Genomic DNA, 14,335 nt, shown 5'->3' with positions numbered 1-14,335 from the left:
CCGCAGAGATCGATGACCAGAACACCCAGATCACCACCGTCATCACCGCCTGCTGCCCGGCCCGGCTGGCCTGCTACGGCGTCGGCCCCGCTGCCGGGGCTCATGACGGACGCTCCGTATCGGCGGTGGCCGGCCCCGGCTCCTCTCCGGCGCCCTGGGCGAGTCGATGCGCTGGCTCCTGTCTGATGGCCGCGAGTTCGGCGCGGGTTGTCTCCGCTTCGCGCCGCGCGGCGTCGCGTTCGGCCTCGGTGCGAGCGAGCGCGACCGCCGCGGCGGTGGCCTGCTCGGCGGCCTGCCGGCGTGTCTGGGTCGCCGCCGAGTTCGCGCAGTTGCTGACTGCGGTCGGGCAGGTGCCACCACCTCCGCATCTGCCGGTCGACGGCGGGCTGGCATTCTTGGACGAGGCCGCCCTCGGCTTCGTCATGCTCCATCGCAACGATGCGGAGCCGGTGGCGGCGCACCGCCGGTTCTCCACCGCCCGCCTCGCCCTGCACCGGGCACAGGGGGACCGGGCAGCGGGGCAGGCGTGGCAGGAAACGGCCACCGCCGCCGCGCACCTGGCCACGCTCGGGGACGAACGTGTGGTCACGTGTATGAGACCGACCGTCGACGGCTGGGAGTGCTCCTGCCCGCTCGACCCGGTCACCGGGCAATGCACGGCGTCCCGCACCACGTACGGCTTCTGGTTTAACGTCACCGGCGGCCCGCACCGCTGCAACGGCGAGGACAGCATCGCCGCTACCGTCGAGCGCCAGGCGCGCACCGGCGATCCGGCCTGCCGATGGATCGCGGACGACCCCGGCGCGCTGACCTTCGTGGCCGACTCCTACGCGGCGGCGATCCGTGCCGTGCTGCCGGTCGGGGTCGAGATGCGCCCCGCACGATCGGATCTGGGCCCGCCGATCGGCGAGGAATTCGTCGGCCCGGCCCACCTTGACGACTGCAGCTGGCCCGCGACCTACCCCCGCACCCCGGCCGGCGGGCTGGACCTGCCGACCCTGGTGAGCCGTGTCGACCTCGGCCCGCTCCTCGTTCGCGCACCCCGCCCCGGAGACCCCGATGACTGACCGCCTTCGTGGGGACAGTGCGACCGGCACCACCGGCGGCCGCGGTGATCGGGCTGATCGACGGCTTCCGGTCGAGCCGGTCGTGACCAGATCGGCCGGGCTCGGCCGCACGCCCATCACCGCCCCTGACGCCGACGCCACCGGCGGCAATCCTGCCGCCCCCACCCGCCGCGCCGCGGCGCCCCCCGGCCAGGGGCGCGCGATGAGCACCGAGCCGGCCGAGCCGCTCCAGAGCCTCGCCGCGCCCGCGACCGGCGCGGCACGTGAGCTGGACGCCCTCACCGCGTCCGGGATCATCCTGCTCGACCGGCCGCGAGCCGCGCCGGACGAGGACGCCGACGACTTCGCCGAGCTGATCCCGCTCGCCGCCCTTCCGGTGCAGCTGCCGGCCAAGGGCACGCCGCCGCCGGCCCGCGACGCGAGCGGCCTGGCCACGCTGCTGCGCACCGCGGGCGCTGCCGAGGTGGCGCTGGCCGCGACCGGCGGCTGGCTGCTGTCTGAACGCCGCTCCTCCCCCGCCACCCAGGACGGCTACATCCGCGACGTCTCCTGGTGGCTGTGGTGGATCCAGGTCCGAGGCCTGGACCTGCGCGACGTCTCCTTCATCGAGGCCGACACCTACGCCGCCGCGATGCGGCACGCCGGCCTGGCCCCCGGCACCCGCCGCCTGTCGGCCTGCTCCAGCTGGTACGCCTACCTGCAGTGGGCCGACGCCGCGGCGCGCAACCCGTTCGCGGGCATGGACCTGCCCAAACGCGCCGGCAAGCCGAGCCGCTACCTCACCGAGGCCCAGCTGGACGACCTGGTCGTCCGCGCGGTCGCGCACGAATCCGCCCGCACCGCCGCCGTCGTCGCGGTGCTCAAGGCTACTGCCTGCCGCATCGGTGAGCTGACCGCCGTCCAGCTGGACGCCCTGGGGTATGCCGGCGACCACCGGATTCTCACCCTGCCCGCCAAGGGCGGCCACCCCCACCGGGTCGTCATCGACGACCATGCCACCGGTCCCCTGCTCGACGCCTACCTGGCCGAGCGGGGCGCGGCACCCGGGCCGCTGTTCGTCACCCGCACCGGCGCCCGGCTGCAGCGCTCCTACGTCCTGGACCTGCTGCAGCGGCTCGCAGGGGCCGCCGGCATCCCGGACCCGCACACGCTCACCCCGCACGCCATCCGGCACAGCGTGGCCACCACGCTGCTGCACGCCAGCGAACCGCTCGACGTGGTGCAGGCCCTGCTCGGCCACGCCGACCCGCGCACCACCCAGGCCTACCTGCACGTCGACCAGCTGGACCGCAGCCCCGCCCACCGGGCCGGACGGCGGCCGGCCGCCGTCGTGGCCCGCCGCCTCCACCCCGTCCCGTCGGCATAGCCTTGGTGGGGCATCCGCGTCGGCCAGCACCCTTACGGCGGTGCCCAGCGACTGACCACAACGACATCGACCAGGCAACCGAGGCCGCCACCACCCCAGCCGCTCGGCTGGTCCTCATGCTGGCCGCCGTTTACGCCGCCCGCACCGGTGTTCAGGCGCGGGATCGCGCAGGGAGCGGGGGGACTGCCGTATCGTGCGGCAGTTCGTCGATCGCGTGAGGGCTGACGCCGCGCACGAGCAGATAGCCGATCATCCAGAACTCGCCTACGGTCGAGGGAAGTACCAGGGCGTCGGCGGCGACCCCCGCCTGGGGAGCGAGGTACCTGACGAACACGCTCAGCAGGTAGCCGACGCCGCCCGCGACGAGGAGCCAGCCCAACGGCCGGGGCATCCACCGCGAGCGCAGCACGCACCAGCCCATCGGGATGAGCCACAGGCCGAAGAACAGCGCGCCCACTCCCCACAGGTCGCCGCTGAGGACGTACAGGAGCTGGACGGTGGCTGCCGCGTCACCGATGGGATCGGTCGCGACCGTGACCGCGCTGGCGAGAAGCGCCGCGCTGGCGAGGATCGCGACCGCGTTGACAAGGCCGAAGGCGGCGATGCTGCCGGCGGCGACGGGGTTCGCGGTGCGGAACAGGCGGTAGAACCACACGGCGGTGAGCGCCTGGGTCAGGACGACGAGCAGCTCGACGGCGATGCCAGTGCGCGCCAGCGACTCGTGCTCGACCAGGCGGGCAAGCGTCGCAGTGGGGTCGTCGGCAACGAACAGTCGCGACCGGATGAGCAGGGAGCCGAGCACGCCGCTGATGGCGAGGCCGAGGTAGAGCAGCCCGGTCGTGCGGGCGCTGCGGATTAATGGGTGCATCGTGGTCCCCTTCCTCTGGTGCGTCAGTGACCGACGACGTCGTTCGGGGGGCCGACGGGCTGGCGCCGATGACCTTGCCTTATGATGTAAGGGAACCATACAACGTAAGGTGCTGGCAAGGGTCGGGAGACGGATGGGTGAGAAGACCTTTCGGGAGCCACTCAGTCGCGAGCGGGTGCTGGCGGCGGCGGTCGCCCTGGCGGATGCGGAAGGGATCAAGGCGCTGACGATGCGCCGCCTCGCCGCCGATCTCGGCATCGAGGCCATGTCGCTGTACTACCACCTGCCCGGCAAGGAAGGCCTGCTCGACGGCCTCGCCGACGCCGTCGTCGGTGAGATCGACGCCGCGGTCAGCCGCATCGAGGCCGCCGGGGCCGACCAGGACTGGCGTACCCGACTGCGGCAGCGGTTCCTTGCGGCGCGTGAGGTCATGCTCCGGCATCCGTGGGCGCCCGGGCTCCTTGGCACACGCACGACCGTCCCGGCCGGCGTGTACGCCTACTACGACGGGATCGTGGCCACGCTCATCAGCGGCGGGTTCTCCTACCGGCTTGCGCACCGGGCGCTGCACGCGTTCGGCAGCCTGGCGCTCGGATTCGCTTCCGAGGTCTTCAGCCCCGCCTCGGCGGGCGGGAGCATGGACGTCGAGGTCGCGGAGGCGGAGTTTGCCGCGATGGTCGAGGCGCTGCCCCACCTGATGGCGATGGCGGCGGCCGAGACCCACGACGTCCCCGACCCGACGCTGGGCTGGTGCGACAGCCAGGTCGAGTTCGAGTTCACCCTCGACCTGCTCCTTGACGGGCTCGAACGCATCCGGGGCTAGCACAATGCGCCCGCCGGTGCGCGGGGCAGCCGCCGCCCCGCCAAGACCGGGGTTGAGGAACCGGCGGACAGCGGTTATCGATGAGAACGATCTTGCTGTAGCCCCCGAAGGGCAGAAGCGAGATGCGGGTGGGATAGCTGCTGGTCAGCGTCCCGCGAGGGCCGCGTAGGCGGTGGAGCGGCCGATTTTGAGGGTCCGGGCAGCCTCGGTGATCGAGACGCCGTCGTCGACCAGGCGGCGTAGTGTGGCCAGCTCGACGGGACCGATGACGCGCGGCCGGCCGGTCTTCTTCTTGCCGGGCAGCATGGCGCCGGTGGCTTCGCGGCGCCTGGCGGCGGCGATTCCCTCGGCACCACCCGCAACCGAATGGCCAGTGGCGATAACCCGAACCCCAACGGCTCGCTAACGCCACTGGCCGTTCGGCTGCTGCTCAAGCCCCGACATGCACCCCGTGTCCCAGATGTTGGCTCCGTAGTTTCTGAATGTTACGTTCGTAACATGAGCAGCAGCGAGGTTGAGGATCGTGACTGGCTGCTGGTGAGCATCTCCACCGGCGCAGTGGCCTCGCTCCGCGTGCACGTCTGGCGGCAGCTGCGCAAACTCGGCGCGATCTACATTCAGCAGTCGATCTGCCTGCTCCCAGACCGGCCGCCCATCACGAAAGCGGTGACCCGGTTGCTGGCCCGTGTCCGCGCCCAAGGCGGCCAGGCCCGCTGCCTTCACGTGAGGCTGACCGACACCGACGAGATCGTCGCCGGACACCGCGAGCTCATCCGTCTCGCCCACGCACGAGGGATCCGAGTCGTGGGCGGCACGATCATGCCGTTCAAGGGCAACCCCTGGCTCTACCCGGAGGGGACTCCGGAGCCGTTCGCCTTGGAGCAGATCCGAGACGAGGTGAACACCTGGATCAGGACCAGCGGCGAGTACGACGCGGTGGCCGACTTCGAACAGGCCCTGCGCTCGCCGACCGACCCTGACCAGTTGCGGCCGGAGTTCAACGTCCGCGACGGGCAAGAGGGCGACTGGCTCCACCCCAACGACGCCGGCCTGAACGCCATGGCGGAGGCCATCGACCTGAGCCGCCTGTAAGGGCATGCTTACATCCTGCCACCTCATCATGACCGTCCACCTGTCATCCGGCCCCGCTGGGCCATCGTAAGGAGAGCTGTCCAGCGGGGCGGTCACCTTGCTGATAGCGATGTAACGCGACTGACTCGTAGCGGGGGCGGCGCTAGGTCCGGGCGTCCTGTCGGGATTAGGTGATTTCCCGACACCCCGCCGACCCAACCCCGAACAGCCCGGAAAACCGGACACCGGGCGATGAAACACCGCTCCGGGCGCCTGATTGCGGCCTCGGATTGACGACAGGATTTCCCGACAGGTAGAAGAGGTTCCTACCCCTTCCTCGAGGAGCGTTCGGTGCGGATCGTCTACTCGCGCGTGTCCACCGCGACCCAGTCGCTGCTGCGGCAGCGGCACATCCTCACCGAGGCCGGCCTCCTGATCCGGACCGAGGGCGTCGCAGAGGGGTTCCACCCGGCCGAAGGGGTGCTGCTGTTCGAGGACCCGGCGACCATCTCCAAGGCTCCCGCTCTGGAGCGGCCCGCGTTCGCCGGGATCGCCGCTGCCGCGCACCCCGGCGATCGCCGTACCTGACCGACACGCCAACCAGCGCACCGCCCCCGGCCCCGCCGCGTGGCCGCTTCGACGGCAAGGTCGTCCTGATCACCGGAGCCACGTCCGGCATCGGGGAGGCCACAGCCAGGGCCTTCGCCGCCGAGGGCGCGAAGGTCGGCTTCTGCGGGCGGCGCGCCGAGCTGGGCCGCCGGGTCGAGCAGGACATCCGCACGGCCGGCGGCACCGCCCGCTACCAGCAGGCCGACATCCGCGACCCCGACCAAACTGCGGCGCTTCGTGGACGAGACGGTCGCCGCGTTCGGAGGGCTGGACATCGCCTTCAACAACGCCGGCATCACCAAGACGGCGCCCCTGCACGAGATGACCCTCGAAGACTGGACCGACGTCCAGCACACCAACGCCAGAGGCGTCTTCCTGTCGATCAAGTACGAGGTGCCGCATTCGGGCCCACCCCCAGCCGCTCGGACAGGCGAGCCACCGCCGCCGGCGGGGCCGAGACCACATCGTCGGGCGCGAACCCGAGCCAGGGCAGCGCACAGAGCTGGACCAGCATGCCCAGCCGATCGACCGGGCCCCGCCCACCGGGACTCACGAACGCCAGATCAGCCGCCGTCGGCGTGAAATACCGGATCAACTCATCACTCGTGATCTCCGAGAACGAACGCAGCTGCTCCAGCTGCTCCTCGGAGAACATCCTCTCGGACAATGCACCACCTCTACCTGCCGTACCGGACGAAACCGGAACGAACGTAGCGGCAGTGATCACCAACCCGTCAAACGCAACCGTCCCCGCCGGTCAGGCCGTACTTCGTTGGAAATTTCTTCGTTGCTACCGGGACCCCCGCCGCCGTGATCGCCCGGGATGGGTGGGCCTGCCCCGGCTCGGGGTGACCGCCCCCACCCCCTCACGGCCACCTACCAGCACTTCTGCTGACCACGGGACCACACTCCGATGACCGCCCATCAGCAGATCATCCTGTCCGTCCACAGCTCCTCCACCAGGGAGCGCTGCCTGCTCTTTACCTTGGTTAAGCACACCACGGCCGCCAATAGTCCGTATGACGTACCGAACATTTCTGACGGCGCTGGCGCTGGCGGGGCTGGTGGCGCATCCTTCCTTGGCAGGCGCCACCGCCGATGCCGGCTCGAGCGCCACCGCGAACTCCGGCGTGTCGTCCGTCCAGTGGAAATCCTGTCCGGTCTACTCCGACGAGGTGATCCGGAGCCTGCGCGTGAGGGAGGAGCAGATTCCGGCCTTCCGCACCCTGATGAAGCGCCTGGAGTGCGGGACGGTCAGCGTCCCGCTGAATTATCAGGACCCCAGCGGGCGGAAGATCGACATCGCGGTGACCCGGCTGGCCGCCGCGGACGAGGCCCACCGGCTCGGCGCCACCGCCATCCTGCCAGGAGGGCCGGGCAACAGCGGATATCTGGACCCGATCCTGCGGGTCGTGCTCAGGAACGAGGAGATGGCCAAGCTCAACGAGCGATACGACATCATCGGCTTCGACCCCCGCGGGGTGGGCTACAGCACCAAAGTTGACTGCCCCATCTCGCCGTTAGGCCCGCAGGAACCGGGCGCGCTGACCGAGGAGGCGGCCAGGAAGATATACGACGCCCAGCTCGCCGCCAACCAGAAGTGCGGAAGCTCCGACCCAGCCTTCCTCGGACAGCTCACCACTGACAACGTGGCCAAGGACCTGGATTCCGTGCGGACCGCTCTGGGTGAGCGCACGCTCAACCTCCTCGGCTTCTCCTGGGGCACCTACCTGGGCATGGTGTACCGGAGCCTGTTCCCCGAGCACACCGAGCGGGCCTTCCTGGACAGCGTGGCGCCCCCGTGGACCCGTATCGACGAGCACGCCAAGGACAGCGCGGAGGCGGCCGAGCGTAACTTCGGGCGCATGGCCGCCTGGCTGGCCCGCCGCGATCAGACCTACGGTCTCGGTGCCACCGCCCGGCAGGTGCGCGAGGAGGTGTCGAAGCTGGTCCGCGCGTACGACAAGAGCCCCAAGGCCTACACTGACCTGCAGCGGCCCATCGACGGCTCGGCCGTCGCCGATCTGGCCAGGCGCAACTCGACCGAGTGGGCGCGCGCGGGCAAGGCGATGGCCGAACTGCGAAAGGCGACGGGCAGCACCGCCCCGCCCACCGTCAAGGAGCTGCTCGGCGCTCCGATGATGGGGACGCCCGTGCCCGGCGCGCCCGAAACCCTTAACAGGACCATGAACTTGGCCGTCGCGTGCAACGAGGACAGCAGCCGGGCCGGTTTCGACACCGCCTGGCGTGCCTACCGGAAGCTCGTGAAGCGCCATCCGGCGACGGGCCGGTCCTGGGGACTGCCTGTCATGTGTCCCGGCTGGCCGCTGCCGGTGCAGCAGGCCACGTTGAAGAGGGGTAGCGGGTCTCTGGTGCTGGCGGGGCACCTGTACGAGTTCATGTCCGTCTACGACTGGACGTTGCAGACGCGACGCGCCATCGGCGGCACCGTCTACACGGTCGCCGACGACGTGCACGTGTCGACCACCCGGGTGCCTGAGTGCGCCGCCGACGTGGTGCGGTACTTCGAGACGGGCCGGATCGGCAGAGGCTGCGAGGGCAGCGCAATCCCGAGCTGACCACCGGTTTCCGGGCCAGGCGACCCGCCACGGGTCGCCTGGCCCCATGCCCTGGCGGCGACGTTGGGCCCGCCGAAGCCGGGAAACCCCTGAAACGACAAGATCCCGCCTGATCGCGATGATCAGACGGGATCCCGTCAACCTCAGTCCAGCCGTTTCAAGAACGGCCCCGCTGGGATGGCAGGGGCATCAGAAAACTCCAGAACAGAAGATTTCCCGGCCTCCATCGAACCGCCCGAGCGTGGCGCTGTGTCTTCGCGATCAGTGAGGAGGCGCTTCCGGATCGAATCGAGGTGATCGTCCAGGCCAACCCAGCTGGCGCCGCCGACCATCCGTCCTCGCCCAGATGAGTCTGCCAGGAGTGGCGCAGCCGCTGCCAGATGAACCCTTCGCCTGCCGGGTCGTAGCGCCTGTTCAGAACGGCCACGATGAGCACTGCCACGAGTGTCCGTCGTACTCAACGACGAACGGGACCGCGTGAGGAAGCGGACGTCTTCGCCGCGCTGGCGGAGTTCATCCGCGAACTCATCGTCGCCGGCACCCGCGAGGGCCTGGCCGCCGCCCGGGCCCGCGGCCGGATCGGCGGCCGGCCCACTGTGGTCACGCCTGAACTGCTGCGGGCGGCCCGGGACCTGCTGCCCAACCCAGAACACTCCATCACCTCGATCGCGCGCCTGCTCGGCGTGAGCCCCGGCACGCTCTTCAACCACATCCCGGACCTGCGCGAGCTGCGAGCCAGCCGACCCTACGCCGGAAAGGGTTAATGGGGCTGGTCAGAGGCCGTGACTGTTGCTTACTCGGCATGGCCGTCCGGCGAGCCCGGCGGAGGGACGCGTGATCCAATGTCCGATAAGTCACTGGATCTCCGGCATATGATCATGCGCATATGAGCGACATCACCGAACCCCCGATCGCCCGGGTGGACGTCGTGCGCGAGACCCTCCACGGCATCACACTCGAAGACCCCTACCGGTGGATGGAAACCGAAGGCGAGGAGTTCCACCACTGGCTGGACGGCCAGGCCAGGCACGCCCGCGAGCACCTGGACGCCCTGCCGCACCGCGCCGGCCTGCTGACCCGGATGCGCGAACTGGGCAGCGCGCTCACGCGGTACTTCGGCCTCGCGATGGCAGCCGACAAGGTCTTCGCCCTGGTGCGCGAGCCGGACGCCCGCGTGCCGGTGCTGACGGTGACCGAGGCCGACGGAGCGAGCAGGGTCCTGTTCGACCCCAGCGCGGTGCCCGGCGACGGGCACCACGCCATCGACTGGTACGTGCCCTCCCCCGACGGCCGCCACGTCGCCTGCGCCGTCTCCGACTCCGGGTCGGAGGACAGCTCCATCCACGTGATCGACGCCGACTCCGGAGCCCTCCGGGAGACGATCCCGCCCACGACGCGTTTCGCCTTCCTGAGCTGGCTGGAGGACAGCCGGTCGTTCGTCTATCACCGCTACGTGGAGCAGCACCGCTTGGACAGCCGCTCCTTTCTGCATCAGCTGGGCGCCGACCCGGCGCAGGACACGGTGGTGCTGGCACGCGGGCTCAACCCCCACGTCGAGCTGACCCCGCGGGACCGGCCTTTCCTGGTGGTGCCGCCGCACGGCGAGTGGATGCTGGCGATCGTCTCCCACGGCGCGCTCAGCCCCTGGCCCTGGACCAGTGAGCAGCTGAGCGACTGCACGATATACGTGGCGCCGCGCGCCGGGCTGGCCGACCCGGCCACCTGCCCGTGGCGGAAGGTCGCGGGCGCAGCCGACGGCGTGACCACCTTCGCCACCAGCCACGACACCCTCTATCTGGTCTCCCACCGGGACGCGCCGCGCTCCCGCGTGCTGGCCGTTCCGCTTGCCGTACCCGATCTGTCCCGAGCCCAGGTGGTCGTGCCCGCGGGTGAGCGGGCGGTGGAGTCGGTGCGGGTGGTGGGCGACCGGCTGCTGGTGCGCGATCTCGACGGTGGCGTCAGCCGGGTACGGCACGTACCCCTGTCCGGCGGCGAGCCCGCCGACCTCCCGATGCCGGTGGACGGCGCGATCCTGGAGTGGACCACCCACCCGACGCGGCCCGAAGTCCTGCTGCTGGTGGCCGGCTGGACCGACGCGCCGCGGCTCTACCGCTACGACGGCCAGTCCCTCCAGGACACCGGGCTGGCGCCCCGCTCACCGGTGGACTACGGCGACGTGCACGTCCGTACTCTGCACGTGCCCGCGAGGGACGGGACGCCGATCCCGCTCACCGTCATCCACCACAAGGACCTGGAGCTGGACGGCGACAATCCGGCCGTGCTCACCGGCTACGGCTCCCACGGGTTCATCGACCTGCCGGAGTTCCGTCCCGAGATGCTCGCCTGGTACGAGCGTGGCGGCGTCTACGCCGTCGCGCACCTGCGCGGCGGCGGCGCCTACGGCCGCGAGTGGCACGAGGCCGGGCGCGGCGAGCGCAAGCAAGCCACCATCACGGACTTCATCGACTGCGCCGAGCATCTCATCGCCCTCGGCTACACCCGCCCGGGGCGGCTGGCTGCCGAGGGCGCCAGCAGCGGCGGCATCCCCACCGGCGGCGCGCTGGTGCGCCGCCCCGATCTGTGGGCGGCCATGGCGATGCACGTGCCGACGGTGAACGCCACGCGCAACGAGTTCACCGAGAGCGGGCCGATCAACGTGCCCGAGTTCGGCAGCGTCACCACTGAGGAGGGCCTGCGTGCCCTGCTGATCATCGACGCCTACCTGCGGGTTCGGGACGGCGTGCCGTACCCGGCGGTGCTGCTGACCGCCGGCCTGCGCGACGCGCGGGTGCCGCCGTGGCAGCCGGCGAAGCTGGCTGCTCGCCTGCAGGCAGCCACGGCCTCCAGCCGGCCGGTGCTGATGCGCGTCGAGGAGCACGGCTGGCATGGCGCCGGCTCGACCAGAGACCAGGAGCAGGCACTGCTCGCCGATGTGCTGGCCTTCATCCTGCACGCGTCCGACGGCCGATCCGGGCCTGCGTGTGACGCTCAGCTTCCATCCCGACCGCCTGGTGGGCGAGCTGGCGATCCGGGCTCCGCACCCCACGGTTACCCGCAGCGCACGCCAGAGCAGGGACAGGTCTCAGACACTGACCTGGATCACGGTCCCGACATCGCCGGGCCTCCCTTCTCGTGACCACTCACGACGTGCGACCTCATGTCGCAGCCGAACGTGTCCCCAGCCGCCAATTTGGGCATTCGGGTCAGGGTGCCGCCGGGGTGAGGTTCAGCCGGTCAGGCCGGCGTCGTGGGCGAGCAGGGCGATCTGGGTGCGGTTGTTGAGGTCGAGCTTGTCGAGAATGCGCGAGATGTGGGCCTTCACGGTCGCGATGCTCATGAACAACTCGCCGCTGATCTCGGCGTTGGACCTGCCCCGGCCCACGGCGACGGCCACCTCCCGTTCCCGTTCGCTGAGCAGGCTCAGCACGCGTACGGCGTGCTGCCGCCGGGCGGCGGCGCCGGTGTCGGCGACGTGGGCGATCAACTGGCGGGTCACCGTCGGCGACAAGATGGGCTCCCCGGCCGACACCCGTACGATCGCGCGCAGGATCTCGGCGGGCGGCGTGTGCTTGAGCAGGAAGCCGCTGGCCCCGGCGCGCAGGGCGCGCAGCACGTACTCGTCGGCGTCGAAGGTCGTCAGCACGACGACCTCGGGCGGGTCGGGCCGGGCACGCAGCAGCTCGGTGGCGGCCAGGCCGTCCAGCACGGGCATGCGGATGTCCATCAGCACCACGTCCGGGGCGTAGGCCTCCACTGCGGCGGGCACCTCGGCTCCGCAGGCCGCCTCGCCCACCACGCTCAGCTCGGGCGAACCGCCGATGATCACCGCCAGGCCGGCCCGTACCAGCGGGTCGTCATCCACGATGAGAACCCGGATCGCGGCGTTCACCTCGGCCACGGCAGCCATGCCCACGGGCGTTCCCCCTGAGGACTGGACACCTGAGACCCTGGACCTCGCTGGTTCGGGGAGATCGGTTCACCGCCGAACGCGCGGCCCACGCCCGCACCGTCGCCGAAGCCCACGACCGGGGTGACCGGCCCCGACGACGCCCCCGCCCTTCCCGATGCCGCCCGGTGGCACGAAGACCCCGAGCTCTGGCCCCTGCTCGCGTTCGAGGGCGGTGCCGACGAACACGGTCGGCCTTTCGACGCGGCCGGGGAGGACCTGCAGCAGGTCCTCGAAGACCTGATCCGCCAGCCGGAGCCGGTCGACATCGACTTCGCACGCTACCTGCTCGTGCATGAGACGCCCTCGCAGGGGCACTCCTGGGGATTTCGCCATGACATCGAGATCGCCGCGATCCTGGTCGCCGAACACCGCCAGGTCCAGGACGTCCGGCTCCTGTGGGACGCGATCTACCGGAGCTCCGATACCTGGGGCGTCGTGCCCCACCAGCTCCTGTACACCGCGGGTGTCAAACGCACGTGGCGGTACGCCACCGACAGCGCCACCAGGAAGCAGCACGGTGGGTCGAGGCGTCTGGCACCTGCAGCCCGCCCACGATGGAAGGATCTGGCCGGGTTACGCGAGCATCCAGCATGATGATCGAATGCCGGATTGCCCCTTTTGTCTACCGCAGATCGAGCCAGAGATCGTCACCGTCAACGCTCACTGCTACGCGATCTTCACCCAAGGTGCGACCCCGGAGGGGTCCGTCATGATCATTCCCCTCCTCCATCGACCGACCGTGTTCGACATGACCACTCAGGAATGGGCGGCAACACAGCAGCTCCTCCATGAGATGAAGGAACGCCTCACCGCCTCTCATGCCCCCGATGGGTGGAATGTCGGATGGAACGTCGGCTCCATAGGTGGTCAGAGCGTCGATCACGCTCATTGCCACCTGGTCCCCCGTTACGAGGGCGAGCCGCTGGCCGGACGCGGGCTTCGATCCTGGATCAAAGATCCTTCGAATCGTCCACCGCATCACTCATCTGACCTGCACACCTCGCCTGCCTGACCAGCGACAGCCGCCCGGCGCAGGGCAACACCGCCGACGGGCACCTTGAGCGTCCCCGTGACACCATGAACACCACCGCCCCGCAGGACACCCACCTTCGGTTGCTCTGCGGGGGCGTTCTCATACTCGCTACGTCTTCACACCAACATGCTCATCTTGAGTGGCGCTCGACACAGCACGGCCGTCCTGGTGCCCGGCAGCCACGCCGTCGCCCGTAACGCAAACGCCGATCACGTATGGGGTGTTCAGCAGTGCGGTTGAGCAGCGGCGATAGCCGGTTGACGATCGCTTCCCAGCCTTTCTAGCTGAGGGCCAACCGCCCGGATCTTCACCTTGACCTGCCCATTGCGATCTTGACAACATGCCTGTCGTGAGTGTCGGCCTCATCATCGCGATGCCCCTCCGCCAGTGGGGGCTCATCGACGCATGCATGGACAACGACGCCAGCGTCGAGACGGTGGACGGCAATTGCCAGCGGGCCGACCTTGCGCGCAGCGTCCGAAGGGCCGGTTGGGATCAGATCGCGCGCTGGACACCAGGCGTTCCTGGTTCCGGCCAGTGGCCGCCGCCGGACGAGATCGTGAAACCTCAACTAACGCTCGCCCAGTGGTTTCTCGCGGTTGAAGTCCTCGAGCGCTGGGCTGCAGCCGGTGACCAGGTAGGACAGCACGACACAGCAGCGCAGAAACGTGAGCTTCGAGACTTGATCGTTTCTCGGCTCCAAGCTCACGGGATCCACGTTCCACTCGATCGGCGATGATCTGGTCGGCTGGGGTGGCGCGTCAGGATCGTCCTCAAAGCTCATCCGTCGCGCTCGTCGGCGCAGGCTGCCGCCCGCCACAGCTCGGCGATGGTGTGCGTCTGCTCCAGCAACCGCCGCACCGCTCAGGGGTTGCCGGGTCGGCTCATGAGTCGAGTTCTTGCACGAGCGTGGCGAGCATGCACACAGTCACGCGGGCGGTCAGCCTGATGACGGGCTGCGCGTGGTCGG

General features: G+C 70.0%; 15 protein-coding genes and 2 pseudogenes. 13 read left to right on the top strand and 4 right to left on the bottom strand.

Annotated elements, in window-relative coordinates; genetic code table 11:
- The coding region (locus tag ACFSKW_RS45270) for a hypothetical protein (RefSeq protein ID WP_379580783.1) at nt 1-1,067 on the top strand (1,067 nt) is incomplete at its 5' end.
- Between the two features lie 82 nt (nt 1,068-1,149).
- Nucleotides 1,150-2,433, top strand: coding sequence for a tyrosine-type recombinase/integrase (locus tag ACFSKW_RS45265; RefSeq protein ID WP_379580782.1), 1,284 nt, complete (start codon nt 1,150-1,152; stop codon nt 2,431-2,433).
- A 151-nt stretch (nt 2,434-2,584) separates the two neighbouring features.
- Here ACFSKW_RS45265 and ACFSKW_RS45260 read toward each other — a convergent pair whose 3' ends face one another.
- Nucleotides 2,585-3,301 (bottom strand): DUF4386 domain-containing protein, encoded by a 717-nt coding sequence (locus tag ACFSKW_RS45260; RefSeq protein ID WP_379580781.1) that lies wholly within the window; start codon nt 3,299-3,301, stop codon nt 2,585-2,587.
- Between the two features lie 133 nt (nt 3,302-3,434).
- Between ACFSKW_RS45260 and ACFSKW_RS45255 the strand changes: the two genes are divergently transcribed.
- The gene (locus ACFSKW_RS45255) at nt 3,435-4,124 is read left to right on the top strand and encodes a TetR/AcrR family transcriptional regulator C-terminal domain-containing protein (protein WP_379580780.1); all 690 of its coding nucleotides are present in this window, start codon (nt 3,435-3,437) and stop codon (nt 4,122-4,124) included.
- A 144-nt stretch (nt 4,125-4,268) separates the two neighbouring features.
- Here the strand turns inward: ACFSKW_RS45255 and ACFSKW_RS45250 are convergent, their stop codons facing one another.
- Nucleotides 4,269-4,430 carry a helix-turn-helix domain-containing protein gene (locus ACFSKW_RS45250; protein ID WP_379580779.1) on the bottom strand — a complete coding sequence of 54 codons (162 nt, stop codon included), beginning with the start codon at nt 4,428-4,430 and terminating at the stop codon, nt 4,269-4,271.
- A 192-nt stretch (nt 4,431-4,622) separates the two neighbouring features.
- On the opposite strand from ACFSKW_RS45250, the gene ACFSKW_RS45245 reads away from it, so the two are divergent.
- From ACFSKW_RS45245 to ACFSKW_RS45230, 4 genes and pseudogenes are all read left to right on the top strand, one after another.
- Complete coding sequence (locus ACFSKW_RS45245; protein WP_379580778.1) at nt 4,623-5,216, top strand: Chromate resistance protein ChrB; 594 nt, start codon at nt 4,623-4,625, stop codon at nt 5,214-5,216.
- A 330-nt stretch (nt 5,217-5,546) separates the two neighbouring features.
- Nucleotides 5,547-5,783 (top strand): hypothetical protein, encoded by a 237-nt coding sequence (locus ACFSKW_RS45240; protein WP_379580777.1) that lies wholly within the window; start codon nt 5,547-5,549, stop codon nt 5,781-5,783.
- Nucleotides 5,780-6,028: pseudogene (locus tag ACFSKW_RS45235) on the top strand (SDR family NAD(P)-dependent oxidoreductase); the annotation flags it as partial. The gene ACFSKW_RS45240 and the pseudogene ACFSKW_RS45235, both read left to right, overlap by 4 nt.
- A 13-nt stretch (nt 6,029-6,041) precedes the next feature.
- Nucleotides 6,042-6,143: pseudogene (locus tag ACFSKW_RS45230) on the top strand (oxidoreductase); the annotation flags it as partial.
- 43 nt (nt 6,144-6,186) lie between these two features.
- Here the strand turns inward: ACFSKW_RS45230 and ACFSKW_RS45225 are convergent.
- On the bottom strand, nt 6,187-6,459 hold the full coding sequence (locus tag ACFSKW_RS45225) for a DUF4158 domain-containing protein (RefSeq protein WP_379580776.1): 273 nt from the start codon (nt 6,457-6,459) through the stop codon (nt 6,187-6,189).
- A gap of 364 nt (nt 6,460-6,823) precedes the next feature.
- On the opposite strand from ACFSKW_RS45225, the gene ACFSKW_RS45220 reads away from it, so the two are divergent.
- The 3 genes from ACFSKW_RS45220 to ACFSKW_RS45210 all read left to right on the top strand — a co-directional run bounded on the left by ACFSKW_RS45220 (nt 6,824) and on the right by ACFSKW_RS45210 (nt 11,519).
- The gene (locus tag ACFSKW_RS45220; RefSeq protein WP_379580775.1) at nt 6,824-8,383 is read left to right on the top strand and encodes an alpha/beta fold hydrolase; all 1,560 of its coding nucleotides are present in this window, start codon (nt 6,824-6,826) and stop codon (nt 8,381-8,383) included.
- A 428-nt stretch (nt 8,384-8,811) separates the two neighbouring features.
- The gene (locus ACFSKW_RS45215) at nt 8,812-9,147 is read left to right on the top strand and encodes a hypothetical protein (RefSeq protein WP_379580774.1); all 336 of its coding nucleotides are present in this window, start codon (nt 8,812-8,814) and stop codon (nt 9,145-9,147) included.
- 122 nt (nt 9,148-9,269) lie between these two features.
- Complete coding sequence (locus ACFSKW_RS45210; RefSeq protein WP_379580773.1) at nt 9,270-11,519, top strand: prolyl oligopeptidase family serine peptidase; 2,250 nt, start codon at nt 9,270-9,272, stop codon at nt 11,517-11,519.
- 90 nt (nt 11,520-11,609) lie between these two features.
- On the opposite strand, the gene ACFSKW_RS45205 is transcribed toward ACFSKW_RS45210, so the two are convergent.
- Nucleotides 11,610-12,290, bottom strand: coding sequence for a response regulator (locus ACFSKW_RS45205; RefSeq protein ID WP_379580793.1), 681 nt, complete (start codon nt 12,288-12,290; stop codon nt 11,610-11,612).
- A 123-nt stretch (nt 12,291-12,413) separates the two neighbouring features.
- Here ACFSKW_RS45205 and ACFSKW_RS45200 point away from each other — a divergent pair, with 123 nt between their 5' ends.
- The 3 genes from ACFSKW_RS45200 to ACFSKW_RS45190 all read left to right on the top strand — a co-directional run bounded on the left by ACFSKW_RS45200 (nt 12,414) and on the right by ACFSKW_RS45190 (nt 14,104).
- On the top strand, nt 12,414-12,926 hold the full coding sequence (locus ACFSKW_RS45200; protein ID WP_379580772.1) for a hypothetical protein: 513 nt from the start codon (nt 12,414-12,416) through the stop codon (nt 12,924-12,926).
- A gap of 7 nt (nt 12,927-12,933) precedes the next feature.
- Complete coding sequence (locus ACFSKW_RS45195) at nt 12,934-13,344, top strand: HIT family protein (protein ID WP_379580771.1); 411 nt, start codon at nt 12,934-12,936, stop codon at nt 13,342-13,344.
- Between the two features lie 370 nt (nt 13,345-13,714).
- Nucleotides 13,715-14,104: a hypothetical protein gene (locus tag ACFSKW_RS45190; protein WP_379580770.1), complete on the top strand. Its 390-nt coding sequence runs from the start codon at nt 13,715-13,717 to the stop codon at nt 14,102-14,104.
- Nucleotides 14,105-14,335: the final 231 nt, after the last annotated feature.

The sequence above is a fragment of the Nonomuraea mangrovi genome (genome assembly GCF_042681425.1).
GTDB lineage: Bacteria > Actinomycetota > Actinomycetes > Streptosporangiales > Streptosporangiaceae > Nonomuraea > Nonomuraea mangrovi.
Note: the sequence above shows the minus strand (reverse complement) of the source record. Positions and strands in the feature narration are given on the sequence as shown.

Coding starts and splice junctions, on each gene's coding strand:
- ACFSKW_RS45260 (WP_379580781.1), bottom strand. CDS start 3,301: ATGCACCCATTAATCCGCAGCGCCCGCACGACCGGGCTGCTCTACCTC.
- ACFSKW_RS45255 (WP_379580780.1), top strand. CDS start 3,435: ATGGGTGAGAAGACCTTTCGGGAGCCACTCAGTCGCGAGCGGGTGCTG.
- ACFSKW_RS45245 (WP_379580778.1), top strand. CDS start 4,623: ATGAGCAGCAGCGAGGTTGAGGATCGTGACTGGCTGCTGGTGAGCATC.
- ACFSKW_RS45215 (WP_379580774.1), top strand. CDS start 8,812: ATGAGCACTGCCACGAGTGTCCGTCGTACTCAACGACGAACGGGACCG.
- ACFSKW_RS45220 (WP_379580775.1), top strand. CDS start 6,824: ATGACGTACCGAACATTTCTGACGGCGCTGGCGCTGGCGGGGCTGGTG.
- ACFSKW_RS45210 (WP_379580773.1), top strand. CDS start 9,270: ATGAGCGACATCACCGAACCCCCGATCGCCCGGGTGGACGTCGTGCGC.
- ACFSKW_RS45225 (WP_379580776.1), bottom strand. CDS start 6,459: ATGTTCTCCGAGGAGCAGCTGGAGCAGCTGCGTTCGTTCTCGGAGATC.
- ACFSKW_RS45195 (WP_379580771.1), top strand. CDS start 12,934: ATGCCGGATTGCCCCTTTTGTCTACCGCAGATCGAGCCAGAGATCGTC.
- ACFSKW_RS45205 (WP_379580793.1), bottom strand. CDS start 12,290: ATGGCTGCCGTGGCCGAGGTGAACGCCGCGATCCGGGTTCTCATCGTG.
- ACFSKW_RS45250 (WP_379580779.1), bottom strand. CDS start 4,430: ATGCTGCCCGGCAAGAAGAAGACCGGCCGGCCGCGCGTCATCGGTCCC.